At 45.1% G+C, this 24,596-nt stretch carries 17 protein-coding genes and 2 tRNA genes; 7 read left to right on the top strand and 12 right to left on the bottom strand.

Going from position 1 to position 24,596, the window contains the following annotated elements; genetic code table 11:
* Window positions 1-143 precede the first annotated feature (143 nt).
* Complete coding sequence (locus strainIA91_RS08685; protein ID WP_400166389.1) at window positions 144-2,804, top strand: DUF5916 domain-containing protein; 2,661 nt, start codon at window positions 144-146, stop codon at window positions 2,802-2,804.
* A gap of 134 nt (window positions 2,805-2,938) precedes the next feature.
* Window positions 2,939-4,753, top strand: coding sequence for a family 10 glycosylhydrolase (locus strainIA91_RS08690; RefSeq protein WP_400166390.1), 1,815 nt, complete (start codon window positions 2,939-2,941; stop codon window positions 4,751-4,753).
* 698 nt (window positions 4,754-5,451) lie between these two features.
* Here strainIA91_RS08690 and strainIA91_RS08695 read toward each other — a convergent pair.
* Entirely contained in the window at window positions 5,452-5,790 is a 339-nt protein-coding gene (locus tag strainIA91_RS08695) for a DUF6249 domain-containing protein (RefSeq protein ID WP_400166391.1), read from the bottom strand.
* A 125-nt stretch (window positions 5,791-5,915) separates the two neighbouring features.
* Here strainIA91_RS08695 and strainIA91_RS08700 point away from each other — a divergent pair, with 125 nt between their 5' ends.
* Together strainIA91_RS08700 and strainIA91_RS08705 are read left to right on the top strand one after the other, a co-directional pair.
* A complete protein-coding gene (locus strainIA91_RS08700) occupies window positions 5,916-6,458 on the top strand; it encodes an RNA polymerase sigma factor (protein WP_400166392.1) in 543 nt (180 codons plus the stop codon).
* On the top strand, window positions 6,448-6,867 hold the full coding sequence (locus strainIA91_RS08705; protein ID WP_400166393.1) for a hypothetical protein: 420 nt from the start codon (window positions 6,448-6,450) through the stop codon (window positions 6,865-6,867). Before strainIA91_RS08700 ends, strainIA91_RS08705 begins: the two co-directional genes overlap by 11 nt.
* Before the next feature lie 11 nt (window positions 6,868-6,878).
* Here strainIA91_RS08705 and strainIA91_RS08710 read toward each other — a convergent pair whose 3' ends face one another.
* A complete protein-coding gene (locus strainIA91_RS08710; RefSeq protein WP_400166394.1) occupies window positions 6,879-8,582 on the bottom strand; it encodes a histidine kinase dimerization/phosphoacceptor domain -containing protein in 1,704 nt (567 codons plus the stop codon).
* A gap of 215 nt (window positions 8,583-8,797) precedes the next feature.
* On the opposite strand from strainIA91_RS08710, the gene strainIA91_RS08715 reads away from it, so the two are divergent.
* Both strainIA91_RS08715 and strainIA91_RS08720 read left to right on the top strand, forming a co-directional pair.
* Window positions 8,798-8,871, top strand: a tRNA-Arg gene (locus tag strainIA91_RS08715).
* Between the two features lie 6 nt (window positions 8,872-8,877).
* Window positions 8,878-8,950, top strand: a tRNA-Lys gene (locus strainIA91_RS08720).
* A 472-nt stretch (window positions 8,951-9,422) separates the two neighbouring features.
* Here the strand turns inward: strainIA91_RS08720 and strainIA91_RS08725 are convergent.
* The 3 genes from strainIA91_RS08725 to strainIA91_RS08735 form a co-directional block, all read right to left on the bottom strand.
* Window positions 9,423-10,454 carry a tyrosine-type recombinase/integrase gene (locus strainIA91_RS08725; RefSeq protein ID WP_400166395.1) on the bottom strand — a complete coding sequence of 344 codons (1,032 nt, stop codon included), beginning with the start codon at window positions 10,452-10,454 and terminating at the stop codon, window positions 9,423-9,425.
* A gap of 458 nt (window positions 10,455-10,912) precedes the next feature.
* Complete coding sequence (locus strainIA91_RS08730) at window positions 10,913-14,785, bottom strand: C25 family cysteine peptidase (protein WP_400166396.1); 3,873 nt, start codon at window positions 14,783-14,785, stop codon at window positions 10,913-10,915.
* Between the two features lie 122 nt (window positions 14,786-14,907).
* Entirely contained in the window at window positions 14,908-16,434 is a 1,527-nt protein-coding gene (locus strainIA91_RS08735) for an FG-GAP-like repeat-containing protein (protein ID WP_400166397.1), read from the bottom strand.
* Between the two features lie 343 nt (window positions 16,435-16,777).
* Between strainIA91_RS08735 and strainIA91_RS08740 the strand changes: the two genes are divergently transcribed.
* Window positions 16,778-18,166 (top strand): hypothetical protein, encoded by a 1,389-nt coding sequence (locus strainIA91_RS08740; protein ID WP_400166398.1) that lies wholly within the window; start codon window positions 16,778-16,780, stop codon window positions 18,164-18,166.
* A 152-nt stretch (window positions 18,167-18,318) separates the two neighbouring features.
* Here the strand turns inward: strainIA91_RS08740 and strainIA91_RS08745 are convergent, their stop codons facing one another.
* The 7 genes from strainIA91_RS08745 to strainIA91_RS08775 all read right to left on the bottom strand — a co-directional run bounded on the left by strainIA91_RS08745 (window position 18,319) and on the right by strainIA91_RS08775 (window position 24,436).
* On the bottom strand, window positions 18,319-18,552 hold the full coding sequence (locus strainIA91_RS08745) for a helix-turn-helix domain-containing protein (protein WP_400166399.1): 234 nt from the start codon (window positions 18,550-18,552) through the stop codon (window positions 18,319-18,321).
* A gap of 42 nt (window positions 18,553-18,594) precedes the next feature.
* Window positions 18,595-18,759 carry a hypothetical protein gene (locus strainIA91_RS08750; protein WP_400166400.1) on the bottom strand — a complete coding sequence of 55 codons (165 nt, stop codon included), beginning with the start codon at window positions 18,757-18,759 and terminating at the stop codon, window positions 18,595-18,597.
* A 609-nt stretch (window positions 18,760-19,368) separates the two neighbouring features.
* On the bottom strand, window positions 19,369-19,968 hold the full coding sequence (locus strainIA91_RS08755) for a hypothetical protein (protein WP_400166401.1): 600 nt from the start codon (window positions 19,966-19,968) through the stop codon (window positions 19,369-19,371).
* Window positions 19,955-20,695: a DUF932 domain-containing protein gene (locus tag strainIA91_RS08760; protein WP_400166402.1), complete on the bottom strand. Its 741-nt coding sequence runs from the start codon at window positions 20,693-20,695 to the stop codon at window positions 19,955-19,957. The genes strainIA91_RS08755 and strainIA91_RS08760 overlap by 14 nt, the downstream gene beginning before the upstream one ends.
* An 11-nt stretch (window positions 20,696-20,706) precedes the next feature.
* Window positions 20,707-21,198 carry a host-nuclease inhibitor Gam family protein gene (locus strainIA91_RS08765; protein WP_400166403.1) on the bottom strand — a complete coding sequence of 164 codons (492 nt, stop codon included), beginning with the start codon at window positions 21,196-21,198 and terminating at the stop codon, window positions 20,707-20,709.
* A gap of 494 nt (window positions 21,199-21,692) precedes the next feature.
* Entirely contained in the window at window positions 21,693-21,989 is a 297-nt protein-coding gene (locus strainIA91_RS08770) for a hypothetical protein (protein ID WP_400166404.1), read from the bottom strand.
* Window positions 21,986-24,436: a hypothetical protein gene (locus strainIA91_RS08775; RefSeq protein WP_400166405.1), complete on the bottom strand. Its 2,451-nt coding sequence runs from the start codon at window positions 24,434-24,436 to the stop codon at window positions 21,986-21,988. Before strainIA91_RS08775 ends, strainIA91_RS08770 begins: the two co-directional genes overlap by 4 nt.
* Window positions 24,437-24,596: the final 160 nt, after the last annotated feature.

Consider the following 24,596-nt stretch of genomic DNA (forward strand, 5'->3'; position numbering starts at 1 on the left):
AAAAGGGAGAATCATTATCTTTTGGGCACTTTGGGATTTTTTTTAAGATATATCGGGAATATTTTTATGTAAGAACTGACAACTTTTTAACAACAGATTCCCTCAGAGGAGAGTCAATGTGTACATAAAAGAGGATGAAGGGAATGAGAAAAATTGTTCTGTCTATCTGTCTGGTCATCATAGGGATACATGCTTTACAGGCACAGGAAAACAACAATGCCCGGCAAAACAGGGTGGTTGAAGCCATATACATCCATCAGAATCCCGGAGTACATCTGGATGGAAAGCTGGATGAACAGGTATGGAAAAAGGGAGTATGGCAATCAGATTTTACCCAGCATGCGCCCCACGACGGAGAACCGGCTTCATGTAAAACACAATTCAAGGTCTTGTATGACGATGAATATCTGTACATCGGCGCCCGGGCTTATGATCCCAATCCTTCTGAAATCAAGGCATTTCTAAGCCGGCGTGATGAATATACCCATTCAGACTGGATGTATGTGTCCATCGATTCCTACAATGATAACCGGACAGCCTTTGAATTCGGTATTAATGCAGCCGGTGTATTGCATGACATCCGTCGCTATGACGATGGGAATGTGGATTGGGACTGGGACGCTGTATGGGATGGTTCGGCCCATATTGATCATGAAGGATGGACAGCCGAGTGGCGCATTCCATTCAGTGAGCTCCGCTTCACCTCCTCCCCGGAAATGGAATGGGGATTTCATGTCTACCGGGAAGCCCCCAATTGCGACAATGAAGTCTCTCTATGGAATCACTGGCCCAAATCGAATAATGGAATGGTTTCCAATTTCGGAACCCTGAAAGGCTTAAAAAATGTGCAAACTGCCAATCCTGTATATGTGATTCCCTACGGAGTGGGACGGGCAGATATTTCTGAGAATCTGAAAACAGATCATCACCCGGAAAAATATGATCTTCTGGCCCGAATCGGTGGTGATATCCGCTACTCGAGTCCTATCGGCCTGACTCTGAACGCCACCATCAACCCGGATTTCGGCCAGGTGGAAGCCGATCCGGCAGATTACAATCTGACAAACTTCGAAACCTATTTCAGCGAAAAACGGACCTTTTTTATGGAAGGAGCCAATATTCTTCAGTTTCCTCTTGGATTTGGAGATGGCGACATGGCTTATAACACCCTCTTTTACACCCGCCGTATCGGCCGGACACCTACAGCCTCAGCCCAAACAGATGATAATAAAACAGTGGATGAAATCCAGTCTCCCGATGAAACAAATATATTGGGAGCTGCCAAAGTGACAGGGAAAACGGCTTCCGGCATCTCTATCGGGGTTATGGATGCATTAACCGCTGAAGAAACGGCAACGGTTTACTATGATGACGGGACAAAAGACCACCCTGTCGTAGAACCCCTGACGAATTATGGACTGGTACGACTGCAAAAAGACTATCATGACGGAGAAACAACCGTAGGAGGCATTTTAACGTCTGTTAACCGGAAACTGGACGGTACAGGTATTACCTCTCTTCATTCATCGGCTTACACCGGGGGACTGGATATCAATCACCGCTTTGCTGAAAATGAATATTCCTTTATCGGTCATCTGGCCTTCAGTCATGTAATGGGGGATACTACCGCAATCCAAAGGACACAAAAACATCCCTCCCGATATTTTCAACGGACGGATGCTGATCATCTGAGTTATGATCCTACACGGGAATCCCTGAGTGGCTATTCGGCCAAAGCCATTTTCCTGAAAAACCGGGGACATTTTCGGGGTGGATCGGGACTGGTCGTCACAAGTCCCGGTTTTGAAGTCAACGATCTGGGATATTACAGATCCGTAGATGATATCATGAGCTTTCTCTGGCTTCAGTATCAGGATTGGGAACCGGGCTCTGTATATAAGCAAATTTACATAAACCATAATATGTGGATAAATTATGATTATTCAGGAACACGGAAGGTCTTTGGCGGAAATGTGAATTACAGCGGAGTATTCCTGAACAACTGGTCTCATGGATTAGGCATCAATTTGAGTGCTTACGGTGTTTCCCCCTATTTTAACCGGGGCGGACCGGCATTGAGAACACCCTCCAACTGGAATGTGTGGACTTCAGTAGAATCAGACGAACGAAAAAAAGTCATATGGGGAATGTTTGGTTACTATTTTAAAAATAAAGACAATGTAACGGGTTTTGAAATTGGACAGGAGCTGACTTACCGTCCGTTGAATAATTTTCACCTGAGTGCCGAGATGAGTTTTAATGTGTTGGATGATACCTGGTCCTGGATTGGAAAAGCAGAAGCTGATGGGCTGGAAACCCAGTATATCTGGGCGGATATGTATCAGGAAACCCTGAATCTTACATTCCGGGCTGACTGGACACTGACTCCGAAACTGAGTCTGCAGTATTATGCACAACCTTTCATCACAGCCGGAGACTATTCCAATTACAAACGGGTGGATCATCCGATGGCAAAAGAATTTAAGGAACGATTTGAAAATGTAAATGACCGGATAGCGTATGATGAAGAAGATGAGGAATTCAGTCTCGATCTGGATGATGACGGCTCGGCGGAATATACATTTCAAGGACAAACAGATTTTAACTATAAACAATTCCGTTCAAACCTGGTCCTTCGCTGGGAATACTCTTCAGGATCCACATTTTATCTGGTGTGGTCACAGGGATTCACAGATTACCGAAGCCTGGGTAATTTCGAATTCAACCGGGATATTCAGGATCTTTTTGGGGCCCCCGGAGATAATGTAGTAATGGTTAAAATGAGTCACATGTTTAAAATTTGATAACACAAATAAAGCTTATAAGGACAAAAGAGATCTGTGTGGTCTCTTTTGTTTTTGTGAATAAAAAGTTCCTTCTCCATACCAGAATCCCTTAATTTATCCCTCGGAAACAGATGACAGACAAAGGAATTCTCATGACCAAAAAATTGTTCGCAATTATATTCATTTTACTAATCAGTCTACAGGGTTTGACGGCAGCCCCGAAAGAAGAGTTTAGGGCTGTATGGGTGGCCACCGTTTTGCGGCTGGACTGGCCTTCATCCTCAACGGTTTCTACACAGAAGAATCAAATGATCAATATCTTGAATACAATGGAATCTTACCGGTTCAATGCCATTGTTTTTCAGGTCCGCCCTGCCTGTGATGCTTTGTATGACTCAAAAATTGAGCCCTGGTCCAACTGGCTGACCGGTACGGAAGGTAAAGCACCATCTCCTTACTATGATCCTCTGGCATTTGTTGTGGAAGAAGCTCATAAACGGGGTATTGAAGTCCACGCATGGTTCAATCCTTACCGGGCCCGAAAAGGGGATGCCGGCTCTTCGGCGGAACATGTTTTCAATAGCCATCCGGAATGGATTCTGGCTGTAGGCGGCAAAAACAGTGATTCACAATACCGTTCTTTGGATGAACGGAACCTGCCAGAGAGCAAAGCAGTGGATTATATCCTGGATCCGGGAAAAGAAGCCGTCCGGGAATATGTCCTTTCGGTGATTGTTGATGTGGCATCCCGATATGATATCGACGGTATCCACATGGATGATTATTTCTATCCCTACTCAGGTATCAGCAATGAAGATGCCGCCACATTTGCCGAAGAAAGCAGGGGTTTTACAAATATACATGACTGGCGGCGGGATAATATTAACCTGTTGATCCAGGCCATTCATGATACATTGGACGTCATCAAACCCCGAATAAAATTCGGCATGAGTCCCTTCGGAATCTGGAAAAACGGTGTCCCTGCAGGCATCGTGGGACTGGATGCCTACAGCACCATCTATTGTGACGCCGTCACATGGTTGAATGAACAGTGGATTGATTATATCACCCCACAATTATACTGGCCATTTGGGGGCGGACAGGATTACGGCAAGCTGATGCCCTGGTGGGCCGGGATCGCTGCAGATAATGAGCGTCATTTGTATCCGGGACAAGCGGTTTATCGTATCACCAACTGGACAGCCGGTGAAATGCCGCGGCAAATCCGCCTGAACCGGCAGACGGAATCCTGTCTGGGATCGGTCTTTTTCAGGTATGGTTTCACGCCAGGAGGCAACCCTTTGGGATTCCGGGATTCACTCCGGAACAACTATTACAAACACCCGGCGGTCCCCCCTGCCATGACCTGGAAAGACTCCCTGCCGGCACCGGCACCCCAAAATGTGCAAATAGAGTTCAATGAAGCCGGTGCAACCCTTACCTGGGAGGCCGGCGAGATAAGTGAAGCCCATGACGACACCGCATACCGCTACCTGATCTATAAATGGCCATTGGGTGAGTCTTTGAACCGGGATGACAATGCTCATCTATTGGCAGTTATTCCTGCGATAGAAGAGTTGACTTTTACAGATACGGATTATGAAAACTATCAATATGGAATTTCTGCCCAGGATCGGCTGAGCAATGAGAGTAATCTGATTCAGACAGCCACATCCGGTATAGATAGTTTTAAACCTTCAGCATCTGCCTGGCAATTACACCCGGCTTATCCCAATCCCTTCAATCCGGTGGTACAGATCCGGTACACCATCCCCCATGCCGCCCGTGTTCAAATTGCCATTTACGACATCCGGGGCCGGGAGATGTTTCAGGAATATATTGATCATCAGCAAGCCGGAACCTTTAGCCGTGAATGGAATGCATCGGCATATCCTTCAGGAATTTATATTCTTACAGTTCAGGGTTCCGGATTCAGATCGGCACAGAAAATAAGCCATTTGAAATGAATGAAGAATGAAGAATGAAGAATGATGAATGATGAATGGAATGAAGAATGATGAATGATGAATGATGAGTTTGGTGTCGTGAAAGATGAGTCGTTTTTTTTATAATCAGCGATACTTTTTTTCTCAATTCCCTTGAATTTCGAACGCAATGATATATTTGAATCGTGGAACACTGAAAGCGATTGAATCATGAGTGTTGATGATCAAGAATGCACGCATTTTCTTGCCAGCACAGGTATATTTTGACACTGCCCGGTAACCGCTTTCATACCAGATCTTCGAAGTCTAAATTTTTTGATGACCGGCATCTCGATAAAATGCACTTATATGAATGAGCGATGACTGCACTTCGATACGACTGCCTGATGGCAGTCTGCTCTGTGACCTCTTTAGTAGATTATGAATGTAATCCATCCATTAAATTATTCGACATATAATATATATAATTAACAATATTATCTTGCTTCATGCCGCATTTCGCTGTATCTTACCCCTTGGGTGGATGGGTGCTACTTAAACGAATTCATATATTCCATCTCTCTTATAACCGGGTTTCAGTTAGGGGAAAAGATTCCAATCATTTTTAAGAAGTTGGAAGTTGGAAGTTGGAATTTAGCGTCGCTTCGCTCCTGGTGTGTCAATCTATTCAATCTATTCAATCTCCTACAGACTGCCGACTGTCCACTGCTGACTGTCGACTAATCAACATCTGAACGTCTAAACGTATACTTATGATACAGCAGGTAGGCAATCCCTACCGCCAAAGGCAACAGTGCCCAGCTGGCATATTTCAATTCGGTGGTAATCCATAAGGCGATAAAAAGGGCAATACCAAACGTTACGAGTACGAGTCCGCGTTTCAGGTTATCCACCTTTTTGCGAATACTAATCTCCGGGACATCTACTCCCATTTCCAGTGCTTTCATCACTTCCGAATGGACGAGCTCTTTTTCTTTAAACGAGATGTAAATTAAATACGCAATCACCCCAAAGAAGGGGATCATGATACCCAGGGGGACAAGGATTTCTTCTTGCATGGTTCTCCTTTTTCATTTTGTTTTATGAGAAGACCGGCTATCCGGTAAAATGTTGCATAAAAAATTGAAAAAATTCTTTATGTTAAATCAAGCAACAAAATTTCTATTCAAGAGTCTTCTTAACAATGGATCCGACAACCGAAAAGAACATACTCCGACTGTACCGGATGGGACAGAAACATCAGGCATTTTCTGAGATACTCCGTTATCTGGGTGATGATGTATATGGACTGGCGTATCATTTCACAAAAAATGAAGAGGATGCGTCGGATATCACCCAGGATGTCTTTCTAAAAATCTGGAAAAAATTTCACACCTTTAAAGGGGAATCCTCCCTGAAATCCTGGATTTTGCAAATCACCCGGAATGCCTGTCTCTCGCACCTGACCAGCCGGCATTATCGGATCAGCCGTGAGGATGGGGATTACGGACAAAGTGCAAATGAATCACAACAGCATGAGACATTCCCGGATCTCCGGACCTGTGTGGAGTCCCTGCCGGCAGATACAAAGACTCCCCTGGTCCTATATCATTTTATGTCCTGCCGATATGAAGAGATTGCCCACATTCTGGATTTGCCACTGAACACCGTCAAAGCCCGGATCCGCCGGGGCAGGCTCATGCTGGTCAAACAACTGAAAGCCAAAGGATATCACCATGCAATGTGACACATTTGAAAAAATTTGGATAGAATACGGGACAGAATCTTTACCCCGGGAAGCTCGAAAACATCTGGAAAGCTGTGCATCCTGTCGCGCCCTGATCCGTGAAACGGAAGTCCTGGCAAATCGTTTGGACAGCTTCTCCCCCACTCCCATACCAAACACTGTGAAATCAAACATCCTGAAGAAAATCGGGAGTCCTTTTTATTCTCCCGATTTGATCCTGAATCTTGTTGCCCTGTTGGGACTCGCTATCATTTTCGGTTTCAACCTGGAGCTCATCCTGCATGGCATCATTACCGGCACAGGCTACCTGACTCACTTTTTTGTTTCCACCCCCTGGTATGTTTTTTCCCTGGGGGGATTGATTTTCGGATCTTTGATTATCGCACCTGTTTTAAGAAAAATTCTGTAGGATAGATTGTATTAAAACCGCGGGGGGACGGATGTATTCATTTTGGGAAATTGAATCCTGAAGGTTGTCCCGCCGGAGTGCTGGATGTCCAGAGACCCTTTCAATTGCTGCACCAGAGCTTGTGTAATTTTCATCCCCAGGCCGAAGGTTTCGCTTTCCACAGCATGTTTCGGCATGGTTTTTCCATCGTTTTTAACCGTGAGTACATACTGCTCTTTTTCCTGTACAAACGACACCCGCAAATCACCTGATTCCTGTCCGGTAAACCCATATTTAAAGGCATTGCTGATGATTTCATTCAGGATCAGAGAGCAGGGTGTTGCCTGTTCCAGGGGAAGCACCACATGATCAACATGAATATGTGTTTGGATCTGGAGCCCCGGTTTTTTGTAGGACATAGACAAATGGGAAATTAGATCTTTCAGGAAATCGGAAAAATCTATCGCCTCTACATTCTGGGTCCGAAAAAGTTTTTCGTGGACAAGGGATATGGCCCGAATCCTGCTTTTTACACTCTTTAGGACAGTATTTTCCTCATTGGAGAGATTTTGCTGCATATTCACCAGACTGTTAATCAACTGGAGATTATTTTTCACCCGGTGGTGAATTTCCGCCAGTAGGATCTCTTTTTCCCGGAGGGATGCGCGAATTTGCTCTTCGTTCTTCTGTTCTTCCGTATGGTCCCTAAAAGTGCAAATGTGTCCCAGCACATCATTCCAGTCATCAAAGACCGGCGCCATGGAAAAAATGGCAGGAAAGGTTTTTCCGTCACACCGTCGTAGATTGATATCCAGATTCCGGACAGGTTTTCTATTTTCCTTATCCAACAGATGGGAAATGCGGTGGACATCTGATTCGGCAACGATCATAGACACCGATTTCAACATCAGGTCATCCCGCGTACACGCCAAGAGGTTTAGGGTTTCGTCGCTGATTTCCCGGATACGACCTCCCATATCCAGCAGGAGGAGTCCTTCTCCCATATTTTTCAGAATATCCGACACAATATTCTGAGAACTGAGTCCCATCGCCCGGTATTTCTCGATTGTATACCAAAGAGTGAACGCTGGAATAAGGGCAAAGAGGACGGCTAGAGGCGGTGCAGGAATCTGAAGTACCGGAAGAACTGTATCTGTCAGGGATCCAAAAATAAAAGCGAGGACCAGGGATAGAATAATTAATCGTGCCTGACTTTTCTCCCGTTTTTTATTCGCCTTTTTCAACCAGTGGATTAACAGGGAGAATCCGATCACAAAATAGGATGAATAATATAGATTGTAAGACCAGTCCAGCCAGGACCCTGAGGAAAGGAAGGTCCAGCCATAGGCCATCAGGACATATTGACCCTCTGCAAAAGCCTGGGGATTAAAAAAAGCAATAAGGATATAGGTCAAGCCTGGTAAATAGAGGAGTCCTGGACAGATTGCACATGTACGGAGGGGTTTAAAACGGGTTTTGAGCATGAAAAAATGGAGGAAAAGGGCCGGCATCAGGCAGAAGCCCAGTGTCGAGAATTGGCGCCAGGCATTGGCAGAGGCTTGTGAAGTGGCCACCAGCATATAGCCGGTAGTAAAGGACCAGATCGCAAGGCTCACACTCAGGGAAAAGAACACTCTGTTCAGGGTTGAATGGTGTTGCCGGAAAAGCACGCGAAATCCCATATAGAGAAAGACGATAAAGGCAAACTGGTACAGGGAAAAGAGGGCATTCATCATATTTTCAAGATCTTTATAGCTAATTGGTTAGGTTTCTAAACAAACTTTCAAAACGTGGGAATATAATCAAGTCTCGTGAGTATATCAAAAGATGCGTGATGATAATCACAGGAAAAAAGATATGGTATTGTAGAATATAAGGTCTCGGGGAATGTAGAAAAAGCATTTATTTTTACAGGAATCTCTGTTATATTAACAGGCTTTTTGTGAAATCTGCGCACGTAGCTCAGCTGGATAGAGCGACGGATTCCGGTTCCGTAGGCCGAGGGTTCAAATCCTTCCGTGCGTACAAGGGGCGTCACTAGCTCAATTGGTAGAGCAGCGGACTCTTAATCCGTTGGTTCGGGGTTCGATTCCCTGGTGGCGTACGAAGATAAGTCGCTGAATATCAACACATTACAAGCCCTCGACAGTTATCGGGGGCTTGTTTTTTACCCCATGAAAAGTGCCGAATTTGCTCAATTTTAGCAGGGTTTAATCGTGTTTAACGGAAACATAGCGGAAACATTTTCAGGGCAGATCAGATGATGTATTTCATTGATTTGACAAGGGATTAGGGGAATTATACAGATCAGCAGTAGATAAGTATTCTCTATTAATTTCAACTACTACAGTAACTTACCATTTGTAATAACGGAAACACATTTTGAAGCAAACATCACTATAACAAATTGATTACCAGATTGTTACAAGTACAACAAATATTACATGCATGAACAAAACCGGAAACATAGCGGAAACATGTGCCGAAATGATTCCCTGAGAGGGTATTGTTTTATTGAAAAACCGGGGCTTTTAGCACAGGAGAACATCCCATGCAAAACCCCGGTTTCATATCATTCAGTGATGATTATTTCGAATGCTGATCACATTCTTCAGGTAGTCGATGGGGATCTTCGTGTAGATTTCAGTCACAACAACCGAAGAATGTCCCAGAACCTGTTTTGTCAGATTGATGTCCCGGTGTTCTATCCAGTGGCGCACGGCAAAGGTGTGTCTCAGGCTGTGAAAGGTATAGTCATCAGAGAGTCCGGCTTCCCGGGCAAAGTGCTTGAATTTGTGAGAGAGGTAGTCTGTGGAGAGGTGGGTGTCCCGGACTCTTTTATACAAATCTACCAGCCCCGGGTCGATGGGAATGATCCGGTCCTGCCGGCCTTTGGTGTTGGTAATGCGGAGATGTTCTCCATCCGGCAGCAGTTCACTGTTTTGCAGTTCAGAGAGTCGCATACCGGTATTCAGATAAATGATGAAGGCATCTCTGGCGTTAGGACGTTTATCTGCAACGGCCATGAATCGCTTTACATCTTCATCCGTCATGAACTTAGGATGAGACTTATCAATCTTCAGAAGCTTAATCCTGAAGGGCCGTTTATCAATATACTCTTCTTCCACCGCCCAGTTGAAAAAGCGGCGGATTCCCCGGAGTAGAATGTTCACCGTTGTGGGTGTAAACCGGGTCTCGATCTTTCCGGATTTGGGATTCACCCGCTCCGCATGAAGCAAACCCTTCATCAGAATAGCGTTATCCGATTTGACAAAGGAATCCAGGGGTTTATCTTTTCCGAAGATGCGGATCAACTCATTGAGGGCGTCTTTATACCGCTGGAGTGTGGATCTCTGGATCAGGTTCTCCTGGGATTTCAGGAAGAGGGATACCATGGCAGACAGGGTGTTTTTAGTAGGCGTCGTCGTATCAGCCTTTGGATCTTCCGCAATACCTATCCTAATTTCATATTCGAGTTTCTTTATTTCGACCAATCGTTGTTTGGCAATTGTCAGGGATTTAGTATTCAAAGGAATACATTTTGTCTTCCTGTCTTGACCCTTATAAATACCATAGTAAAGGTTTCTGGACTTTTTTAAATAGGCCATCTTTATCTCCTTTCCGGTTTGGGTTTTTGGGTTGTTGGGATCCGATTGTCTGGATCGCCTGTTTTCTTTTTCATCCTCTTCCCTTCTCTTTGGGGTTATGGGGTTTGCCGGGAGCAGTTGCGGTATTCACCCATGCTCACCCTAGTTATGTCAGCGGGATTTGGCAGTATTGAGGGAAGGGGATAAAAAACTGGGGGGATATAAAAAAGCCCCTGAAATGGAGCTCAGGGGCTAAGGGTTTGGACTAAATATTCCTATATATGGGTGAAGAGTGGGGTTCCCCAGCGGATTATGGGGTTATTTTAAATGAGAGGATATTAAAAAGGGCGGTGTTGATGCCGCCCCTGGATTGTGTCATATTTATTGCAGGCTTTTGATTGAAACCTGCCCCGATAAGCCAGAATAACATTCGGAAACTGCCCACTGCCCACTGTCGACTTTTGACTTTCGACTTTCGCCTATTTCATCAACACCATCTTTTGCGTTTTCACAAAACTCCCGGCTTTTAATCGTGCAATATACACCCCGGAGCTGTATGAAGATGCATCCCAGGTGACGGTGTGATAGCCTGCAGGTGTGTGCTGGTTGATAATCTGCTCAACCATTCTTCCGGTAATGTTATAAATATAAAGGCTAACATGGCTTGCTTCCGGAAGTGAATATCGGATGGTTGTTGCCGGATTAAAGGGGTTGGGATAGTTTGGCCAAAGGGCAAATTCTTCCGGTAATTGAGAATCTTTCGGATGTGAATCAGGTGCCATTCCATCTTTATACAGTTTCTGTTCTTCAAGATACATTGTTTTGTAATCAGCAATCGCAGTCACAAGAAATTCAATGCCGGATGTATCATGACCGTACTGTTTCTCATAACGTGCCACCATCTCTTCCGCTTTATCAAATTGAGCGGAATATGCATAGAGCATTGAAAGATTCGCCATGATTTCCTGCCGGTTTTCAGGATCAAAACCTTCCAATGCAATTTCTGACAATCGAACAGCTTCAGAGATATCACCTTCCAGTGTCTTCCAGAGAATCATGTACTTCAATGCCCGTCCTCTAATTGAAATCATTTCTTCTGAATTATAAATTGAAGCTAAGTACTGAAAAAAGCCATCTCTCTCATGATATTTATTCGTCACAAAATCTGTACGAATGATGTTGAAAAGAGCTGTAAGGGCGGAATCTGCCTGACCGGCGTCTGTTTCATCAAGGATTATATGTTTCAGGAGAGCGATCTGTTCTTGTGGACTCATGACTTCAACGGGTAAAACACCGGATTTACTGAATTGCTGACCAGAAAATGTCTGTCCTTCCCAGGCAGGCTGAAATTCCAGCTCGTCTGCGATGGAGACATTTCCATAAAATTGGTTGCTATTCGGTGGAAATTCGCCCCACCATGAAAACATCGATTGGATAGATGGATTATTGACTGAAGCATTATATATCTCATATCCACTATTATCGTGAACTGAGCTGAAGTACACCTGTAGACCTCCAAGACTACTGGATGCATATATTTCATTTTGATAATTACTACGGATGGTGTTATACCCCTGCCAGTTTGGGTAGCTTATCTTACCGACATACACGACATCCCCATATCCTGTGCGCAGGCCGTTCCGGGTACTGGTACCTCCTGTCCCGTTATTCTCGATCACATTTCCGTAAAGATTCAGGAGATTACCGGATGCGCTATAGATGCCATCTCTTCCCCCATCTGTTATACGAGTGCCGCTGATATTGACTTGAGGATTATTGATCGTTACAACATTATGCCTGTTATTATAAATATCACAGTTAACAACATCACATGTATTCTGCTCAATTCGGACACCCTGATCATTATCATGGAGAGTACAGTTTTCAAAGACATTACCTGATGATGGATATCCTATTGCATGAATTCCCCAATCACTGTATTCTATCTCACACCATTTCAGGCTGTTATTGTCTGTTCGTAAGTAGAGCCGGTTCCAGGATTGAGGTGTTGTTCCGCTTGTGGAGGTAAAGAGAATAGGATCTTCCTCTGTTCCTTCCGCAATCAGGCAGGCATTGTCATAGGTTGCAATGGTATAATATCCGTCCATCAGGACATGAGTATTGGGGAGAAGGGTTAAGGAACCATTCCCCGATACAGTAACTGTCCCCAACAGATGCAGATTTCCAAACCAGGTTTCATCACTGGTGAAATTGCCGCCGGTGACGGCAGTATACGGAATGTAATTGTGTTTTGTCACGGTAATATAAAGCGGGCGGACCTGAGTTGTGAAAGAATAGCTTTGGACATTATCACATGACAGATAATAACTGCTTCCCTTATCTCCACTGCTTACACAAATGGTGCTTCCGGAAACACCTGAGTTTACTGTTATGTAATTACCGTAATCCGTGACCGTTACATTTGCAAATTCTGAAGGTATGTCCGTCCAGATTTCCGTTTCAGGGCAGCCAAACAGATTATGGGTGAGTTTTAGATGGTGGCTTGTCACCAATGGATTTTGTTTTGACATTGCTTCAGCTTCACCAAGATGAAAAATGTTATTATCATCAATTTCATCACAGAAGTAGAGGTGCAACAAAGGTGATGAAGTCGTATATCCACCCCTTGTGTTTCCCAGCAAAGCCGCAACCCCGGTATGACGATAGGAAACCGTCAATGCTTCACCCATCGTTCGGCCCGGACAACTGTTATCAAAAACATCAAAACAGCCCACATTACAACAGATAGAGTAAGCGATAGGATAATAGTCTTTATTGCTGATATTATTTATTCCATCACCAGCTACCTGACTGTCTTCTCCCCAACTGGTAGCATCTTCCGTATCATGAGCATAGATCCTGTTATCCGGTTCACCTGCGTAACCGGTTCGAATAGAGTTAGGAGCTCCATGAGCATAAAAATTCCATAAACCATATTGAGTATTAGAGATTTCGTTTATAACACTGGTTGCAGTATGGGGTGTGGGTGAATTTAACCAAATCTCATGGTTTATTGAAGAGGGATAATGATAAACGACATTCGTTGGATCAGTCTCACTTCCCAAATCTGCCCCCTGAATGGAAAAGGATTCCAACAGATAATCCTGATCTCCTTTTCCCGGATCCATCTCATATAACATAACTTTTTCCGTCCAGTTTATAACCTCTATTCCCGATGAAACCGGAATCCGTCCGATGAATAGTTCATAGTCATAGTGAACATCATCATCTGTTGGCTCACCATACTTTCCATCGTTATCTACTTCCCAGTCACCATTAAATTCCGCATAATAGAGGTCTGTTGGTGGTTTATAGTAATCATTTGGACAATAGTTGTTATATGTGTGCCCCCTTCTTGCCGGCACAACCGCATCATTTCCCCCGATTAAAACCCAGACAGTTCCATTTCGTTGGGCATCGGATAAATATTGGCGTATGCTTCCCGGATTATCATCAATACCAGAGACCAAATCACCGGAAGAATAATAATTATATATCTCTTCTTTGGTGACAATACCGATATCAAGCCCTTTGCGACTTTTCCAGTTCATAAATGTTTCAAAATAAGGGACCAGTGAATCTGTTGTTACAATCACGTATTCGTACGCGGGAACGGTTTGTATCGCATTTACCTTCCCCATCGATTTCTTGGTTACCGGTCTGATCTGATACCGGGAAATATCCTCAGGATTATCAATTAACCGTTCAAGATTCCTGTCATAATGCTTCTGATTCCGTTCCGACCGGTATTGTACCGGGGATAAGGTGTTTCTTTGGGATGGAGAATAATGAATACGGTAGGAAATCTGATGATTAAACCTTAGTTCTCCGGTTTTCGGATTATACTGTAAGGGATAAATGGCAATAGTCACGATATGATTTGATCTGTCGAAATATTCATCACGGATTTTTACCACCTGATTCTCCGGATAATAATGGTCTTCAGCATATATTGATGGATCCGGTCCGATAAAACCCTCTTCTCTGCCGGGTAGGGGAGTTATGGGCTTATCCGGCTGAAGGGGCATGATTTTATAGGTACCGGTAATAACCGATTCCCGCGTTTCAAGAATCTCTATGGAGCCCACATCCTGATCAGAAGGTATCAGCAACCTTTCAAATCTGACCGGTAATGCGGGTTGACCTTCCCGTCCGTAAGGCAGGTATTCTTTCATCTCCGGTTTTGTATACTCATTCCCGTCCTCAGCCTTTATGGTAGCCAACTGTAAATCGGATTCAGAGAATTGGACATTCCTTACCATATCCGCTTTTAAAGGACTGACACAAAACAGAAAAATGAGACATACAAAGCATACCTGCAAACGCTGTGCTTTAAACTCCTGTTTTTTCATGACGAATTTCCTTACATTTAGATGTTACTTGTTGATTCCCCGGTGGAAAATCTGACTCATTTTTCGCCGGGGATTTTCTTTACGTGAAAGATATGTATAACTCTCACCTCCTTTCAGTTTACCTATTTCACGTAAACCATTTTCCTTATCACAGACTGATTATTACAACTCAGTTTATACAAATATATACCCGATGACAGACCGCCAGCATCAAAGGTATAGGCATGGCTGCCTGATGAAAGATGACCCTTCTCCAGAACCGATATCAGGCTTCCCTTAATATCATACACCGAGAGTTCAACAAAACCGGGATCCTGTATGGTAAATGTAATGGTTGTAACAGCATTAAAGGGATTGGGATAATTCTGCTTTAAATGATATCCTGTCGGTACAGTCTTTTCTTTCACATCTGAGTATTCCCCAAATGTATAAATGAATACTTTTCCATAGGTCAGCACGGATGGATCATCCACATATTCATTAATTCCCCGCTGACCAATGGCAATTTCCTTGTTCCCGTTTCCAGTAAAATCGCCGATTTCCACAATTGAAGATCCAAAAAAATGATGATGAGTGCTGCCATCCAGTATATAATCCGGGATAGTATCGTAATCGCTGCCCCCCATATAACATAATACCTTTCCGGCATATAAAGAGTTTCTATCTCCAAATCCAACCAAAAGATCATTTATCCCGTCATTATCCACATCCATTTTACTTGATATGGCATTTATTCCTCCGTTATAATCAAACCCTCTGAAGGTGTACATCAGCGTCAGGGAATCACCCGAATAGATGTTGATCAAACTATTATGAGGTCTGTATTTTGTTGATGATGTAATCACAAAATCGGGAATTGAATCATGATTGATATCTCCGATTCCCGAGACATGTCTGCCAAACTCAAAAACTGTTGTATCTCCTGTTATTTCAACCAGATTCTCGTCGCTTAATGTTTTACCTCCATAAATAATATAGGCTATTTCCGGTGAAAATACCGGACTTGTGCCTATAATAATATCGTCATAACCATCATGATTGATATCTCCTAATCCATCGATTGTAAATCCAAGGCCTTCTTCAACCAATCCTTGAAAACAATAATCCCATTCACCGTTTATTTCCGGACCGCCAAAGTATATATAGACATAACCGGTTGTTTCCCATGTCGCATGTGAACTAATAATAAAATCTTCATACCCATCTCCGTTTATATCTCCCGCATTGGCGACATCCCAACCGAAAAAACCCCAATAACGAGTTCCGTCAATTACTATATCCGGGGTACCTGTAAAACCCTCACCACCAAAAAAGATTGATACCTGTCCAAATGCAACATTCGCATTGCATGCGCCCACGATCAGATCCGGAACGCCGTCCCCGTTAAAATCACCGGATGCAAGAGCCCAACCGAAATACTCCTCTCCGGTTAGTTTCAGAATCGCAATGGTATCGGGGCTGCTGCTACCGTAATAGATATTAACATAATTTCCTTTGTAACCACCCACTGCAAAATCGTCGTATCCATCCTGATTGAAATCTCCCAATCCGACAACCGTACTGAAAGCATCACCGGGGGATTCTCCCCGGATGGTCATGAGTAAATGAAAATCCGGGTCTGCATAAGAATAAGCTGAAATCAACAGCATAAACAATATAATCTTTATAATGGGACTATTATATGTTTGCTTATTATTCATGAATTACCCCTGTTGTATACTGTTTGTCTGTAATATATATAAGGGGGGGGGGTAATGTCAAGCTAAATTTAACAAATTTGAGATATATTTTATGGATTCCATGGTTCAATTATATTTCACAAAGAGTTTATACATCAATTGACGAAACCGGCCCCCATTCTTCATTCATCATTCAATTCATCATTCTTCATTCTTAATTCTTAATTCTTAATTCTTCATTCAGAATTCTCCCCATTGCTTCCCACACTATTCTCATCTAAATTGCACATAAAGCAGTATACAGGGACTTTTCATGCCTAATCTCACACATTTTACATCAGGGAGCAGATATCCGGCATTGTTGCTTCTTCTTCTCCCCTTTCTCATCACCGCCTGTTTCAACCCGGAGCCGGAGGATTACGGACTGGCGCTTGAAGCGGTGGATGTGGTCTGCGTGGAGGCCACATTCCGGGTGACGGCTTCCGGGGTGCCGGAGACGTGGACCTGCGGACTCTACCGGGATGACAGTCTGGTGGTAACAGAGACACTCAGCGGACAAAGCGGTTATATCCGGGATACGGGACTTCTGCCGGCGGCGGATTATACCTATCACATAACCTATATGAAAGAGGGCCGGGACAAAGACCGTTCCGATCCCATCGCTGTCACCACGCTGGATACCACCAGCCATGATTTCACATGGACCGTGGAAACGCTGGGTGATGCCGGGTCGTACTTCAATGATGTGGCGATTGTGGATGAAAACAATATCTGGGTTGTGGGATATATCAAAAAAGGGGATTCCATCTACAATGCCGCCCACTGGGATGGGGAGAAGTGGGAGATGATAAGAGTGATGTTTGCTGTTTATTATTCAGAAGACCCCACATTCATAGATAACGTTCAAATTAATTCTCTATATTATATAAACAATTCAAATTCGTTATTCTTTACATGTTTAGGCGCATTAACTATATATGAAGATTTAAGAAGCTGGAAGTATATAGAGTTAAACCCAATGCAAGGTGTTCCAGGAAACTCCATCTGGGGCTCATCATCGGATAACGTATGGTTTGCGGGAAACAACGGGACGCTGGTCCACTATGACGGGAGCCGGTTCCGCCGGGTGGAAAGCGGGACGGGGGTGGATTTGAAAGACATGGACGGGACACCGGACGGTAAACATGTGTTTGTTGCCGGGGTTATGAAGATGGGAGATTGGGCCGGTTATAGTGTTTTTCTCCATATCGAAGAGGGAATTCCAAAAATTAAGTATACATCAACTCCTTACTCAGGAGATCCGGAAAATGGCAATTTTGGTGCGATACATGCCCTGACAGTTACTGATTCAAGAGTTTACACAAATCCGCTGGCAGTGGACATGCTGGTTTATGAAATCATCCCGGACATCTATCACTATTATCCTGTCAAATCAACGGTGTTGAGAACCGATTATTATGCCGCAGGATTGCAGATCTGTGGGAAACGGAATCAGGATATTCTGTTTATTTCGCAGGAGTCCGTTGTAGTACACTACAATGGCAGCAGCCTTAGAATAATGATGGATCTGCTTCAACTATACGGGAATAATATGTTATGGGTGAGACGGGCACGCTACACCGATAATCTGGCAGTGATTGTGGGCTTGTTTGATACAGGTATCCCGGGAGGAATTATTGTGAAAGGAGTGCATCAGGACTGAGAGAAAGGCAGGGCGGCCGGGCACGCATGACTGTGTTACCCACTCCAGTTTTCCTGTATATAGGAATAAGGTGGGGTTCTCTGGCGCGGGGGTATGGTTAAGGGACAATAAAAGGGACGGTTTTGACGCCGCCCCTTTTAACCCAGGAGTACTCATGCTGAAAGTTCCAGCGCCCCATTTTGCGCGGCCTGGTGGATTTGGTTTATCTCAAGTCGAATCGATCCTCCAATCCGGCAGGACGGCATAATTCCGTCATTGATCAGCCGGCGCAAGGTGCTTTCACCAATGGACAGCATTTTGGCTGCTTCCCGGATGGTCAAGTATTGGACCGGGAATTGCGGGGTCTCCTGTTGCCAGGAAAAAGCTTGCTTTGTGTTTGTTCTCATCACAAACTCCTTTATGTTTGATTGTTTACCATTATTAAAGACTCAGGCTGATGCCAGCAATCTTTTTTGTTTGGGTGAATAATTCCCCTTTTCGATCTTGTCCAGAAGGGTAAGAACATCCTTTTCCACATCTAAAAAAGTGTATGTCTCAGTCCGCTCAATTCCGTTTTCTGTGATAAACCAGTCAATTCCGAAGACGTTATTCATTATGTGAACCAACGGTATATACGGGGCATTTTCAAGGCTGAGTATGCAATGGGTATTGTGAACCTGCCCGTGACAGGAAGCTCGAATTAATCCCAAATTCGACGGAGTATCGTTATGCTGATTTCCATCAACGTGGTGGCAATTCAAATAAATGCCTTTGGATATGTTCTTTAGCAAGGGAATGCCCGATATCCATTTCAAATACTCTGCGGAAAGGTTTCCTGTATGCTCTTCGGGCCCAATAAGGTTATTCCTGGTTTTAATTTTCAGTCTGTCATCTATATATAGGAATTTGAAGTTTGCTGGGGATTTTCCAAGAAGTAATCGGATATCATTTTCAATTAGAAATGGCAGTGCAAGTTCGCTGATACATAATCCCTTATAAAAAGTAAACCACAACTTTCGATCAGGCGTTTCCGGTAAAGGGTATACAATACCACTGAGAATTTGATTCCTTTCCCCAAGTGGTAAAGAGAGGATTCCGCCGGCTTCAATGATCTGTTTTGAAATAGTAGATAACATGATGATTTTCCTTTATTTGTTCATCTTATTTTCTACTATAGTTATGTCAGAGAAAAACCGGCGGATTTGGATATGGATTGGTGATATTTACCCGTTTTGACGGGCATCAAGAACGCCCGGTGAAACCTTGATCCAGGCGTCGCCTTGCTTTTCGGATTTGCCGAAGAAGTAATCCAACGCAGCCTTTGCATCGGCCATTTTGAGTTCGGGTTCGTTAAGAAGTGAAACAATTCGTTCATGTTCTTCAGACGTAACGAGGTGGTTCCCAAGCAGTTTTTCCAGCGTGGACCGCTGTGCCGGAGAGGCGGGTTTATTTCCATTTCCATTCCCGTTCCGTTTGCCGTTTCCGGGGGATTTACCGGGCTGCCTCTTTTTGGCTGCAATCACCTCATCCGCCGACGCGACGCTTCCAGTAATGCCATATCCTGCAAAGGCCAGGGCACGGCCGACCGCAGATGTCTCTGCGTTTTCAAGGGCAGACGTCTCGTTGATTTCGGTGGATCCGAAGACTTCACTGGCGTGGGCGGTATAAACCTCGCCATTGATTTTCAAAACCGCTTTTACTGTGACCGAGCGCTGATCAATGCTGATAATCTCGGTTTCAATACTGACCTTTTCATGGTTGGTGTGAACCATTTGAAGCCGCTCGTGGACTGTCACATATTCATTTCCTTCAATTAAGACCATTGTGATAACTCCTTTCAGTTATAAGTTGATGGAGAGCGATGTGCTTCTCCATGATTTTGGCCGGCGGTGAACCTTTCAGTCCTTCCGTACAGGCATTATAAAAGCTCCACATATTTCTGGGCTCAAAGTCCTCGTACGAAGGTTTCAGCCATTCTTTTTTGACGATTGGAAGCTGCCGCGGGGTCAGAACACTCTTTCCGAAAAGCAGTCCCAGCATTTGGAAAGCCTCGTCGTCTGCAAGGGCATGTTCTGCCATGGATTCAGCATCTGTTGATATCTGATGGTAGTTCTTCCGGCAGCGGAAGATTGTGGCGATGATCATGTCCTCAAGATCCGTAAGCACATTGGATGTGTGCTTTCGCATGACTGTCAAATCCCCGGTAAAGGCCAGGTTGTCACAAACGAAAACCGATGCGCCAACGGCCAGACCGACACTCAGGGATTTGTCATAGGAATTGCGAAAACCGATGGTGAGACCCATTTGGTCGTCTTCCGGGACCCGGTATGTGTGCGTCCCAAAGAGTTGCCGGCCGTCCCGTGCCAGACCGTAATCATCCCGGTCAAACCGGTATCCAGTCAGAATATCCCGACCGATGGTCTCCACCATCCTCACAAGTTCTGCGTGTGGAACCGGCTGGTAAGAGTCGGTCCTCTCCGGGAGAGGGATGGTTGCCAGTTCTGTCCGCGGAACATGCCGGCCATCGGATGTGTGCATTAAAAGATTCATGATTTTCTCCTTTATTGTGTATTGACTTCAGGCTTGGCGAAGAACTTGGGTTCAGGTGTCACAATATCCACCCCATCGGGGATTTCTCCGGTGGACTTATAGACCTCGAGTATCTTCGCCTTATCAGGTGATTTTGTGACCCGGACAAACGCTTCCCGCGCCAGAATCTTCTCTTCATCCACGACCTCGACATGCGGCGGTTGAACCCTAAATCCGATGCGCCCATGGGGCAGTCCGATGGACTTTTTGCCCGTCTCCAGGACATACGCCTTCAGGCTGTTTCGGAACTCCTGAGCCATGAATTCCAGAGATTCAAGCTTGCGGGATCGCCAGAGATTCAGGTATTGAAGTTCCTGATTGAAGAGGCTTTCAATCTCTTCGATCCTGCTTTCGATTCTCCACAATTTTGCCAGAATCACATCGGCCTGGAACATAGATCCGACGCGGTTTTCCACGTTTGCATCCGTCAGTGGATGTGGTATTTGATGCAATTGAACGGTCATTTTGACCTCCTTTTTGTTGTTGTTTTATTAACATGTGGTGGATCAGTTGGCGACTATGCCATCTTGTCATACGCGCGCAGAATGGCCTATTGATTAAATTCAGTATATATTATTAATAACTGATTGTTTTCGATTGTTATAAAGCTTTCATCTCTGCCATAATGGCAGACATTCAGGTGGGGGACGTTTTCAGAATATATGTGATATTTGACCGGGAGTGTAGCGCTGTACCCTGATTGCTTTCAATATTGGGGGATATTTGATATAAGTGTGGGTTTTATCCACACTTGGGGTCCACACAGGGTCTGGCTGATGCCTGGATGCACCTCACGCGGGGGTAGACCGCAAAACGGGATGAAGCGATTATATCGATCGCATACCCGCTCCGCGAGGGTATGGTGTATAGGGTGGCGTGTCGGGGGTCGATGGCCGCGGAGGAAATGCAGCCTGAATATATTGTCAGTTAATAATGTTCTTTACAGAGGGATCAAATCTTAATTCTGCTTGAAAATCAGGTAGGTGGACGCCTTGTTTGACTCTACCGAAATGAGCTTAGCCGGGACATGGAGCGTGTTCTCTTCACCGCCCCAGTCCGGATACACGCCTTCGCCAAAGATAAGAGTGAACTGATCTGGTGTAAGAACGTGGCCGATGAGTGAATGAGCCGATTGGGCGAGGATGTGTTTGCCTTTGATGATGATGGATTTCTCACCATGCAGCAGCTGCAATCTTGCAATCACACCTTCTTTGCCATTGGTGTAGAATTGGATATCTTCACGTATGCCGATCATTTTTGAACCTCCTTGATTTTGATGATGTGAGTTATCGTCTGGTAATTTGCTCCGGTCTCCTTCACAGCCGTGATCCGGTAAGCGGACTCTGGACACACGCACTGCCTAAATGAAGGATGACTGGCCATTGATTGAAGGTCATCCCCTGAGAAGAGATTGTTCACAGAAAGCCGGCCCGTATACCATATGGGGATTATACATCCACTGATTATCCTCAACATTTGCAGTTCTTCAATGCTCAGAATATTGGCCAGTAGTGTCATGGGAAATTCCTTTAACAGGCTGACAAGTGTAATCGTGTAATCGGTTTTTAAGACACCCCCCATTCGTTTTGCGATGATCCGGGATGCCTCACCGTAGGTCAGGTTGTATTTTGCCGTACCGGCGGCGACAGATTGCCAGAGCAGTTTGCATTCATCCACCTCTCCAAGAATCCGGACAACGGTATCTCTCGAGGTTCGTGACTGAACGGACTCAAACCGGTTCCGGCCGCGGTTTCTCAGGCGGTCCAGTGTCTCTTGATCAGGCTCCATAAGAAGCTCAAGGATATTCCTCGCTTCCCTTGCATGATCCGGCATGATATTCTGAACAGTCTTTAATACATTATGAGCTTCTGCCATCATCTCAGGGACAGGCAGACCTGACTTCCCAAGGGATTTAAATGCTGGTTCAAGAGCATCAATCCTGTCGTGATCAGACAGTGCATCCTCTCCCGGAATCAGCCAGGATTCACTCCCTTCTGGAAGGTGCTCCAATATCCACTGATAACCCCGGAATCTTTCCGATCCGGAGTTTTTCTTCTGAGAGGAAATCGCCCTCTGGATGGCTTCCGTGAAAAGAGAACTGAGATCATAAGTCATCAGTTCCGGCGCCTGACGGATAATCCGCCGGGCTGCCTTGTCGTACATCCCGATCAGATGTGATGCACTCCGTATGCGCCCCGTGGCGGTCCTGACGGCATCAAATTCAGTGTCTTCCGGCTCATCAGAGACACTCTTGAATTTTGTGGTGTCAAACCAGCTTATCTTCTCAGGAGTCTTTGTGTACTGCAAGATGCAGTTGTCATCGCTGAGCGTGAATCCATCGCCATCGCAATCACGGCCAGCCCATTGCATATACCAACGGGAAACCCACTGGAGATTGGTAGGATGCACATTTAACAAAATCAGGTGGTTGTGTATCTTGTCATCCGGGATCAGTTTCACCCGCACATGCATGACTTCTGTATGCACCGGAAGAGCAGGACTGAAGAGGAAAGCCATGTCTTTTATCTCCTCCCGGTGGATGGATTGTCCTCGGATTACGAAATGCACGTGGTCAGATTCCGTCGTCACCCCGACCTTGCCGGCGAAACCCTTGACGGGAGCCTTCTGGAACAGGCGGTATGCGGAAGCGAGGAGCTTCTGGTTGAACTGCCTTACATACCCCGGAAAACCGGTTGCTGCCTTGATGAAGGTATCGGGTTCGGGGAACTGAGACCGAACAGGAAGGGGAATGTCTGCATAATCCGTCTGTTGACGATTCATGGATGGTCTCCACGGCACTAATGAATATTCATCCATCACAGCGCCCAAGACACTGGTTGTGGGCTCTGTCAGTGGCGCCGGGTGCTTGAGTCCCCCATAGAATCCCGGTGCCAATCCCGACAAGGATTCCGATTCCAAAGTCCCCTTGAAGTAGCTTCCATTGGCAAACCACAGCGTTGCCTGCAAGGCGTGGACCGGGATTCCGATTTCTTCTTGTACCTGAAGAAACTGTGCAGCTGAGAGGATGCAGACGCCAAGTTCCCCATAAACTCCCTTTGGCTCAGTACTCTCTTTTTTATGCACCAGTTCTAAACTCAGGGGTAACCCCGCAAGACTCTGCAGCCGAACGCCCTGTCTCTTGAGACCAGCGGCCAAATCAGATCGTTTCTGCGGCTCCAGAGACAGCCACGGCTTGATGTACTCAGGGATGTTATCCTTCGGGAAATAGAAGGATTTCTTCAAGGTTTCAGCAACCAGAAGATAGTCTTGTCCCTCCCATTCCAAATCATAAGGAGCATGCCGGACCAAATCAGTCTGGCGGCCGCTGCTCAGTTCGACACGCTCCAACGGGTCATCTTGCCAGTAACCCACAAGCAATCCCGGAACGAGGGACGGGCGGCTTGTGATGATGGGGATTTCCGGATCAGGATCCTTTACTGACGGCGACGGGATAAAGTCTCCTCCATACATAACCGGTACACCTTCCTGCACCGTTGTACGGTAGAACACCGCCTTGAATGCCTCTTCCGGTGAGAACTCCAAGTACTGAGAATCACCCGTGATCAGATACTCTCTCAGTTTCTCCGAAAGCCGGTTTCCGGGATTGGAATCCAGCAACAATTCCAGGTCAGTCCGGTTGATCTTACCGGACTCGACTTTACTTTTCAGGGACATGAGGTCCCCAATTGTCATGTTCATCATGACGTCCTCCTTTGTTATGTTAAAAGCCATACTGATACCAGGGGTGGGGGCTCGAAACGGCAAGCCCATCACCTGAAATATCATTTAATGTTAAAACATCTGCCACAAAAAAATAACCCTCATTATAACTCAGTTCATTTTTGTTCTTGTCTTAGAAAGA

This window comes from Candidatus Neomarinimicrobiota bacterium (assembly GCA_041154365.1).
GTDB classification, from domain to species: Bacteria; Fidelibacterota; Fidelibacteria; order Fidelibacterales; family Fidelibacteraceae; genus Fidelibacter; species Fidelibacter multiformis.